Source organism: Yoonia sp. (assembly GCF_046292185.1).
In the GTDB taxonomy this organism is placed as follows: domain Bacteria; phylum Pseudomonadota; class Alphaproteobacteria; order Rhodobacterales; family Rhodobacteraceae; genus Yoonia.
Genome location: NZ_JBKBQY010000119.1, coordinates 1 through 8,245, shown reverse-complemented (window position 1 = coordinate 8,245; position 8,245 = coordinate 1). Strand labels below are relative to the sequence as shown.

Here is an 8,245-nt window from a genome sequence, read left to right as displayed (position 1 = left end):
GCGCCACACAGCGCAAAAAGCGTATTGGCCGTGGTGCGGGTTCGGGCATGGGTAAAACCGGTGGCCGTGGTATCAAAGGCCAGAAATCACGTTCCGGCGTGGCGATCAAAGGCTACGAAGGTGGCCAGATGCCGCTTTACCAGCGTCTGCCCAAGCGTGGCTTCAACAAGCCGAACCGCAAGGCTTTCTCTGTCGTCAATCTGGGCCTGATCCAGAAATTCATCGACGAAGGCAAAATCGACATCAAGAACGACATCACCGAAGATGCGCTGATCGCATCCGGTCTGGTGCGTCGCAAGAAGGACGGTATCCGCGTTCTGGCCAAGGGTGAATTCACCTCGAAAGCCACGATCAGCGTGACCGGCGCGTCGCAGGGCGCTGTGGATGCGGTGGCCAAGGCCGGCGGCTCATTGACCGTCACCACAACTCCGGCAGCGGCAGAGTAACACCTTGTGAGCGGCCTCCGGGTCGCTTACATGTGCTCTCGTGTTTTTCCCAAACGCCGCTGATCGGGGAACCGTTCAGCGGCGTTTATCATGAAAAGAGACCCTTATGGCTTCTGCAGCAGAGCAAATGGCAGCCAACGTCAGTTGGAGCGCCTTCGGCAAAGCAACTGAACTGCGCCAACGTATCCTATTCACGATTGGCCTGTTGATGATCTACCGTCTCGGCACGTTTATTCCGGTTCCCGGGATCGACGGTATTGCCTTGCAGCAGTTCATGGATGATGCACAGGCCGGTATCGGCGGCATCCTGTCGATGTTCACCGGCGGTGCGCTGTCGCGGATGGCGATCTTCACGCTTGGGATCATGCCGTATATCTCTGCGTCCATCGTGATGCAGTTGCTTGGGTCGATGTGGGAGCCGCTGAAGAACCTCAAGAAAGAGGGCGAGGCAGGCCGCCGCAAGCTGAACCAATACACCCGCTACGGCACCGTGGTGCTGGCGACGGCACAGGCCTACGGGCTTGCGGTCAGTCTTGAGGCGGGCGGTCTCGCCTCTGATCCAGGTTTCTTTTTCCGCGCCTCATGCGTGATCACCATCGTTGGCGGCACGATGTTCCTGATGTGGCTCGGTGAACAGATCACCGCACGCGGCATCGGCAACGGTATTTCGCTGATCATTTTCGTCGGCATCATTGCAGAAATTCCTGCCGCTTTGGCGCAGTTCCTGAGCCAGGGCCGGTCCGGCGCGATTAGCCCGTTGGTGATTGTGGGGATATTGCTGATGGTGATTGTCGTGCTGACCTTCGTGGTCTTCATGGAACGATCGCTGCGCAAGATTCATATTCAGTATCCGCGCCAGCAGCGCGGTATGAAAGTCTATGACGGATCATCCAGCCACCTGCCGATCAAGGTGAACCCCGCCGGTGTGATCCCCGCGATCTTTGCCTCTGCCTTGTTGCTTCTGCCGACCACGATCAGCACGTTCAGTGGCGGGACCAGCGGGCCGTTCATGTCGACCATTCTGGCGCTGTTTGGCCCCGGTCAGCCGCTTTATCTGATTTTCTTTGGTGGCATGATCATCTTCTTCACCTATTTCTATACCCGTGAAGTCGCCTTCAAGACCGAAGACGTGGCCGAGAACCTCAAGAACCAGAACGGTTTCGTGCCCGGTATCCGCCCCGGCAAACGGACCGAGGAATATCTGGATTACGTTGTGACACGTATTCTGGTGCTTGGGTCCGGGTATCTGGCGCTGGTTGCCTTGCTGCCGGAAATCATCCGCGCCGAATTGTCGATCCCGTTCTATTTTGGCGGCACATCGGTGTTGATCATCGTGTCGGTCGGGATGGATACGATCCAGCAGATTCAGTCGCATCTGGTCGCGCATCAATACGAAGGCCTGATCGAAAAGTCGCAGCTGCGTGGCAAGCGTAGCACGACCAAGAAAAAGGGGCCGTCGCGCAGATGAACATCATACTTTTAGGACCACCCGGCGCGGGCAAGGGAACCCAAGCCCGCCGGTTGGTTGAAGAACGCAATATGGTGCAACTCAGCACGGGCGACATGTTGCGCGCTGCGCGCACCAGCGGCACCGAGATGGGCCGCAGGGTCGCCGAGGTGATGGACCGCGGCGAATTGGTCACAGATGAGATCGTGATCGGCCTGATCCGCGAACAGCTTTTGGCGGGTGGCGAACACGGTGGCTTTATCTTCGATGGGTTCCCGCGCACTTTGGCGCAGGCCGATGCCTTGGGCGAGTTGCTGGGCGAAATCGGTGCGACCCTTCACCACGTGATTGAATTGCAGGTCAATGATGATGTGCTGGTGGAACGTATCCTTGGGCGTGCGGCAGATTCCGTGGCAGCAGGCGGGCAGGCGCGTGCCGATGACAATGCAGACAGCCTGAGGACCCGGCTTTTGGCCTATTACAAGCAGACCAGCCCGCTGGTGGGGTATTATTACGCCAAGGGTAACCTGAAAACGGTCGATGGTCTGGCCAGCATGGACGATGTTGCGCAAAGCATCGCGGATGCGATCGGTTAAGGGCCGCTGGCCCTTGACGATGCGGGCATTGCCTCCTAAACAGCGCCATCCCGAAAGGGAATCAATGCGCGCGGTCCGGGTCGCCCCCTGATTGCGCGAGTTACCTGATATGACGCAGCCCGGCGCCTTTTGGTCCGGGCTTCCGTTGTGAAAAAAGGGTCTGGCATCACGGACCCGCAACGAAAAGGAATTGCACACGTGGCACGTATTGCCGGCGTAAACATCCCGACTGCAAAGCGGGTTCCAATCGCCCTCACCTATATCACTGGTATTGGCCCCGCCATTGCCGAACAGATCTGCGAAGCAACCAAGATCGACCGCGCCCGCCGCGTCAACGATCTGTCGGATGCAGAGATTCTGACAATCCGCGAATTCATAGACGCCAACCTGACTGTCGAAGGTGATCTGCGTCGTGAAACGCAGATGAACATCAAGCGCCTGATGGACCTTGGCTGCTACCGTGGCCTGCGTCATCGTCGCAACCTGCCGGTACGTGGTCAGCGGACCCATACCAACGCGCGCACACGCAAAGGCCCTGCAAAGGCCATTGCCGGCAAGAAGAAATAAGGGGACCTGACAGATGGCACGCGATACAAAACGCACCAAAAAGAAGGTCTCCAAGAACATCGCCGCTGGCGTTGCTCATGTGAATTCTTCGTTCAACAATACCAAGATCCTGATTTCCGACGTGCAGGGCAATGCGATCGCATGGTCGTCCGCCGGCACGATGGGCTTCAAAGGATCGCGGAAATCGACACCTTACGCGGCCCAGATGGCTGCGGAAGATGCAGGTAAGAAGGCTCAGGATCACGGCGTGAAAACGCTGGAAGTCGAAGTGCAGGGTCCGGGTTCCGGCCGTGAATCTGCATTGCGCGCGTTGGCTGCTGCCGGGTTCAACATCACATCGATCCGTGACGTGACCCCGATGGCGCATAACGGCTGCCGTCCGCCAAAGCGCCGCCGCGTCTGAACCATACGAAACGCCTTGGGGTCGTGCATTTTGTGCACGGCCCCAGTCCGTTATTTTGAAACCTCGGGCGTTTGCCTTTTTGGACATGAAGGCAAACAAGGATGGAGGGACATATGATCCATAAAAACTGGGCTGAGTTGATCAAGCCGACACAGCTTGACGTCAAGCCGGGCAATGACCCGATGCGACAGGCCACTGTTATCGCCGAACCGCTGGAGCGTGGCTTTGGCCTGACGCTTGGCAATGCTTTGCGCCGCATTCTGATGTCGTCGCTGCAAGGTGCCGCCATTACTGCCGTGCAGATTGATAATGTGCTGCATGAGTTTTCATCCGTATCGGGTGTGCGCGAAGACGTCACCGATATCGTGCTGAACCTCAAAGGCGTCGCCATCCGTATGGAAGTCGAAGGTCCAAAGCGTTTGTCCGTTCAGGCCAAAGGCCCGGGCGTTGTGACCGCTGCCGATATCTCGGAAACTGCCGGGATCGAGATTCTGAACAAGGATCATGTGATCTGCCACCTTGATGAAGGTGCCGATCTGTACATGGAACTTACCGTGAACACCGGCAAGGGCTACGTTGCCGCTGACAAGAACAAGCCGGAAGACGCGCCGATCGGCATGATCGCCATCGACGCGATCTATTCGCCAGTGAAAAAAGTGTCCTATGACGTGCAGCCGACCCGCGAAGGTCAGGTGCTGGATTACGACAAGCTGACGATGAAGGTGGAAACCGATGGTTCGCTGTCGCCTGACGATGCCGTGGCCTATGCCGCGCGCATTCTGCAGGACCAGTTGTCGATCTTCGTGAACTTTGACGAGCCTGAATCGGCTTCGGCTGGTGCGGACGACGACGGGTTGGAATTCAACCCGCTGCTGCTCAAGAAAGTGGACGAGCTGGAACTGTCTGTCCGTTCGGCAAACTGCCTCAAGAACGACAACATCGTCTATATCGGCGATCTGATCCAGAAAACCGAAGCAGAAATGCTGCGCACCCCGAACTTTGGCCGCAAATCCTTGAACGAAATCAAGGAAGTGTTGTCGGGCATGGGTCTGCACCTTGGCATGGATGTCGAGGATTGGCCGCCGGACAATATCGAAGATCTGGCGAAAAAGTTCGAAGACCAGTTTTAAGACCCGTAGGGTGCGTATTCATACGCACCCTACACGCACCACCCTGGGCAATTCCGCCTCAATAATACGGCTGGCACGCATCAGACCGTTGGACAAAGTATAAACCTTTAGGAGACTTCAAATGCGTCACGCAAGCGGTTACCGCAAACTGAACCGGACCCACGAACACCGTAAAGCCATGTTCGCCAACATGGCCGGGGCCCTGATCGAACATGAACAAATCAAGACAACGCTGCCAAAGGCCAAAGAACTGCGCCGCATCGTTGAAAAGCTGGTCACCTTGGGCAAGCGCGGCGATCTGCACGCCCGCCGTCAGGCCGATGCCCAGCTCAAGCAAGACATTCACACGGCCAAGCTGTTTGAGATCATCGGCCCCCGTTACGCCGAACGTCAGGGCGGTTACGTCCGCATCATGAAAGCCGGTTTCCGTTATGGCGACATGGCACCGATGGCAATCATCGAATTCGTGGACCGCGACGTGAATGCCAAGGGTGCCGCCGATAAGGCCCGTCTGGCCGAGTTCGAGGCGATGGAGGATTAATTTCTCCGCCACGCTGAATTCTTGCAAAGCCCTGCCAGATTGGCGGGGCTTTCTCTTTTTTACGGAAAGTCTATCATCGCATCATGCCTGACCTGTTCGACAGCGCCCCCGACAAAACCCCCGCAGGCCCACGCCCGCTGGCGGATCGGTTGCGGCCAAAGCGTTTGTCAGAGGTGATCGGCCAGCAACAGGTGCTTGGCTCTGATGCACCACTTGGCACGATGCTGGCGTCAGGGTCCTTGTCATCGCTTATTTTCTGGGGCCCGCCCGGTGTGGGCAAAACGACTATCGCGCGCCTGTTGGCGGATGAAACCGACCTGCATTTTGTCCAGATCAGCGCGATTTTCACTGGCGTGCCGGAATTGCGCAAAGTCTTTGAAGGCGCGAAGATGCGCCGTCAGAATGGCGAAGGCACGCTGCTGTTCGTCGATGAAATCCACCGGTTCAACAAGGCGCAGCAGGACGGCTTTTTGCCCTATATGGAAGATGGCACGATCTTGTTGGTCGGGGCCACAACGGAAAACCCCAGCTTTGAACTGAATGCCGCGCTGCTGAGCCGGTCACAGGTCTTTATCCTGACCCGTCTGACATTGACCGATCTCGAACTGCTCGCCCAACGCGCGGAACAGGAACTGGGCCGCGCCCTGCCGCTGGATGGGACCGCGCGCGAGGCTTTGCTGGACATGGCCGATGGCGACGGACGTGCGCTGCTCAATCTGATCGAGCAGGTGGCGGCGTGGAAGACCGACGCCAAACTGACCCGCGACGATCTGACCAAACGGTTGATGAAGCGCGCGGTGAAATACGACAAATCAGGCGAGGAACATTATAATCTGATCTCTGCCCTGCATAAATCGGTGCGTGGGTCGGACCCGGATGCCGCCCTGTACTGGTTCGCGCGTATGCTGGCGGGTGGAGAAGACCCGCGCTATCTGGCCCGCCGGATCACCCGCATGGCGGTCGAGGATATCGGGCTGGCCGATCCACAGGCGCAGGCCGTTTGTCTGCAGTCGTGGGAAACCTATGAACGGCTGGGCAGCCCCGAAGGTGAACTGGCGCTGGCGCAGGCGGTGACCTATCTGGCGCTCGCGCCGAAATCCAACGCGGCCTATGTCGCATATAAGGCGGCGGTCGCGGCAGCCAAACAGACCGGATCAGAACCGCCCCCCGCGCATATCATGAACGCGCCGACCAAGTTGATGAAGGAACAGGGGTTCGGGGCGGGCTATGCCTATGACCACGATGCCGAAGACGGGTTCAGTGGCCAGAATTATTTCCCCGAAACCATGAAACGTGGCATTTACTATCTGCCCGTTGATCGCGGCTTTGAACGTGAACTCAAGAAACGTGTCGATTTCTTTGCTGGGCTGCGCGCCAAGCGGGGCAAGAATTGACTTCCCCGCGCCAAAAGGTCAAGGCAAGGCGATGATGACACCTGTGATCTCTGTGGCTTTTGGTGGGGCTCTTGGCTCTGTGCTGCGCTATCTTGTCGGGATGGCGGTGGCCTTTCCCGTCGGCACGCTTGTGGTCAACGTGCTGGGATCTTTTGCGATCGGGCTGGTCTGGATACTTCTGGCCGCGCGCGGTTTGCAGAACTGGATTCCCTTCGTGATGATGGGCGTTCTGGGCGGGTTCACGACCTTCTCGACTTTCTCTCTTGATACGATCCGGCTGGTCGAGGCGGGGCGCATCATGGCGGCGAGCGGCTATGTGCTGGCGTCGGTGATATTATCAATTGCGGCCTGCGGATTGGGCCTGTGGCTTGCCAAAGGATTAACGACATGAGCGGTGTACACACCAGAACCATCGGCCCCGACGACGGCGATCAGCGGCTGGACCGCTATCTGCGCCGCCTGTTCCCGCATCTGACGCAGGGGCGCATCGAAAAGTTGTGCCGCAAGGGCGAATTGCGCGTGGATGGCGGGCGGGTGAAAACCAGCACGCGCCTTGAAATCGGACAGAAAATCCGCATCCCGCCGCTCCCGACAGAGGAAGAGGCAGCAGCGGCTGCGTCACTGGCCCGCCACGGCGTGACCAAAGCGGATGCCAAGCTGATCCAGTCCTGCGTGATCTATAAGGATGAGCATATCATCGCGATCAACAAACCGCACGGTCTGGCCACACAAGGTGGCACCAACACCACCCGCCATGTCGATGGCATGGCCGAAGCGCTGATGTTCGATTACGACGAAAAGCCACGGCTGGTGCACCGGCTGGACCGAGATACATCGGGTGTCCTGCTGCTGGCGCGGACGCGGATGATGGCCAAGCAATTGACCGAGAACCTCAAACACCGCGAAACCCGCAAGATTTATTGGGCCGCTGTCGCCGGTGTGCCGCATCCGCGCGCGGGCACGATCAAATACGGTCTGGTCAAGGCCCCCGGCCACGGCAAAGGCGGCGAAAATGAAAAGATGCGCTGCGTGCATCCCAATGACATCGCGAGCACCGAAGGCGCAAAACGTGCCGCATCCGATTACGCTGTGATGGATACGCTGGCCAGCCGTGCCGCATGGTGTGCGCTCGTGCCGATCACAGGCCGGACCCATCAGTTGCGCGCGCATATGGCTGAAATCGGGCATCCGATCATCGGCGATGGCAAATATGGCGGGTCGGGTCAGGAAAACCTTGGCGACGGCTGGGGCGCCAGCATGGGCAGCGAGATCGGGCGCAAGATGCATCTGCACGCCCGCAGCCTGACCATCGAACACCCCGCCACCGGCAAGACCCTGCATATCACGGCCCCCTTGCCAGAGCATATGCAGAACACCTGGGATTTCGTCGGCTGGATCGTGGGCCATGCCCCGGTTGATCCGTTCAATATGCCCGATGTCTGATCTGCGCCTTGTGATATTCGACGTCGACGGCACGCTGGTCGATAGTCAGGCTGAAATCGTGGCCTCGATGACCACGGCCTTCACGTCTGAGGACCTGATCGTGCCGGACCGCACCCGCATCCTTTCTATTGTCGGCCTGTCGCTGGATGTGGCCGTGGCACGACTTTGCCCTGATCTGCCCATCGGGCAGCAGGCGCGCGTGGTGCAGGCCTATAAGGACAGTTATATGGCGTTGCGCGGTGCGGACGGGAAGGATGAAAAAAGCCCGCTTTATCCCG

11 protein-coding genes are annotated in these 8,245 nt (G+C 58.5%); all 11 read left to right on the top strand.

Features of this window, described 5'->3' with window-relative positions; genetic code table 11:
* Positions 1–23: 23 nt before the first annotated feature.
* Positions 24–446: a 50S ribosomal protein L15 gene (rplO, locus tag ACK4TM_RS16030; protein WP_409703104.1), complete on the top strand. Its 423-nt coding sequence runs from the start codon at positions 24–26 to the stop codon at positions 444–446.
* A gap of 106 nt (positions 447–552) precedes the next feature.
* Positions 553–1,914 (top strand): preprotein translocase subunit SecY, encoded by a 1,362-nt coding sequence (gene secY, locus ACK4TM_RS16025; protein ID WP_409703101.1) that lies wholly within the window; start codon positions 553–555, stop codon positions 1,912–1,914.
* Positions 1,911–2,489 (top strand): adenylate kinase, encoded by a 579-nt coding sequence (locus ACK4TM_RS16020; protein ID WP_409703098.1) that lies wholly within the window; start codon positions 1,911–1,913, stop codon positions 2,487–2,489. Before secY ends, ACK4TM_RS16020 begins: the two co-directional genes overlap by 4 nt.
* Before the next feature lie 198 nt (positions 2,490–2,687).
* The gene (gene rpsM, locus ACK4TM_RS16015) at positions 2,688–3,056 is read left to right on the top strand and encodes a 30S ribosomal protein S13 (RefSeq protein ID WP_409703095.1); all 369 of its coding nucleotides are present in this window, start codon (positions 2,688–2,690) and stop codon (positions 3,054–3,056) included.
* A 13-nt stretch (positions 3,057–3,069) separates the two neighbouring features.
* On the top strand, positions 3,070–3,459 hold the full coding sequence (rpsK, locus tag ACK4TM_RS16010) for a 30S ribosomal protein S11 (protein WP_007206630.1): 390 nt from the start codon (positions 3,070–3,072) through the stop codon (positions 3,457–3,459).
* Between the two features lie 113 nt (positions 3,460–3,572).
* Positions 3,573–4,589 (top strand): DNA-directed RNA polymerase subunit alpha, encoded by a 1,017-nt coding sequence (locus ACK4TM_RS16005; protein WP_409703091.1) that lies wholly within the window; start codon positions 3,573–3,575, stop codon positions 4,587–4,589.
* 121 nt (positions 4,590–4,710) lie between these two features.
* The gene (gene rplQ, locus ACK4TM_RS16000) at positions 4,711–5,130 is read left to right on the top strand and encodes a 50S ribosomal protein L17 (protein ID WP_213395655.1); all 420 of its coding nucleotides are present in this window, start codon (positions 4,711–4,713) and stop codon (positions 5,128–5,130) included.
* Positions 5,131–5,213: 83 nt separating this feature from the next.
* Positions 5,214–6,524 (top strand): replication-associated recombination protein A, encoded by a 1,311-nt coding sequence (locus ACK4TM_RS15995; RefSeq protein ID WP_409703087.1) that lies wholly within the window; start codon positions 5,214–5,216, stop codon positions 6,522–6,524.
* A 31-nt stretch (positions 6,525–6,555) separates the two neighbouring features.
* Complete coding sequence (gene crcB, locus ACK4TM_RS15990; RefSeq protein ID WP_409703084.1) at positions 6,556–6,915, top strand: fluoride efflux transporter CrcB; 360 nt, start codon at positions 6,556–6,558, stop codon at positions 6,913–6,915.
* Positions 6,912–7,967, top strand: a complete 1,056-nt coding sequence (locus tag ACK4TM_RS15985; RefSeq protein ID WP_409703081.1) for an RluA family pseudouridine synthase — start codon at positions 6,912–6,914, stop codon at positions 7,965–7,967. Before crcB ends, ACK4TM_RS15985 begins: the two co-directional genes overlap by 4 nt.
* A partial coding sequence (locus tag ACK4TM_RS15980) for an HAD hydrolase-like protein (protein WP_409703078.1) occupies positions 7,960–8,245 on the top strand: 286 nt, incomplete at its 3' end. The genes ACK4TM_RS15985 and ACK4TM_RS15980, both read left to right, overlap by 8 nt.

What these genes read in the sequence shown, in the direction of transcription:
- secY (WP_409703101.1), top strand. Translation starts at nt 553, where the DNA reads ATGGCTTCTGCAGCAGAGCAAATGGCAGCCAACGTCAGTTGGAGCGCC.
- ACK4TM_RS16020 (WP_409703098.1), top strand. Translation starts at nt 1,911, where the DNA reads ATGAACATCATACTTTTAGGACCACCCGGCGCGGGCAAGGGAACCCAA.
- rpsK (WP_007206630.1), top strand. Translation starts at nt 3,070, where the DNA reads ATGGCACGCGATACAAAACGCACCAAAAAGAAGGTCTCCAAGAACATC.
- ACK4TM_RS16005 (WP_409703091.1), top strand. Translation starts at nt 3,573, where the DNA reads ATGATCCATAAAAACTGGGCTGAGTTGATCAAGCCGACACAGCTTGAC.
- rplQ (WP_213395655.1), top strand. Translation starts at nt 4,711, where the DNA reads ATGCGTCACGCAAGCGGTTACCGCAAACTGAACCGGACCCACGAACAC.
- ACK4TM_RS15995 (WP_409703087.1), top strand. Translation starts at nt 5,214, where the DNA reads ATGCCTGACCTGTTCGACAGCGCCCCCGACAAAACCCCCGCAGGCCCA.
- crcB (WP_409703084.1), top strand. Translation starts at nt 6,556, where the DNA reads ATGATGACACCTGTGATCTCTGTGGCTTTTGGTGGGGCTCTTGGCTCT.
- ACK4TM_RS15985 (WP_409703081.1), top strand. Translation starts at nt 6,912, where the DNA reads ATGAGCGGTGTACACACCAGAACCATCGGCCCCGACGACGGCGATCAG.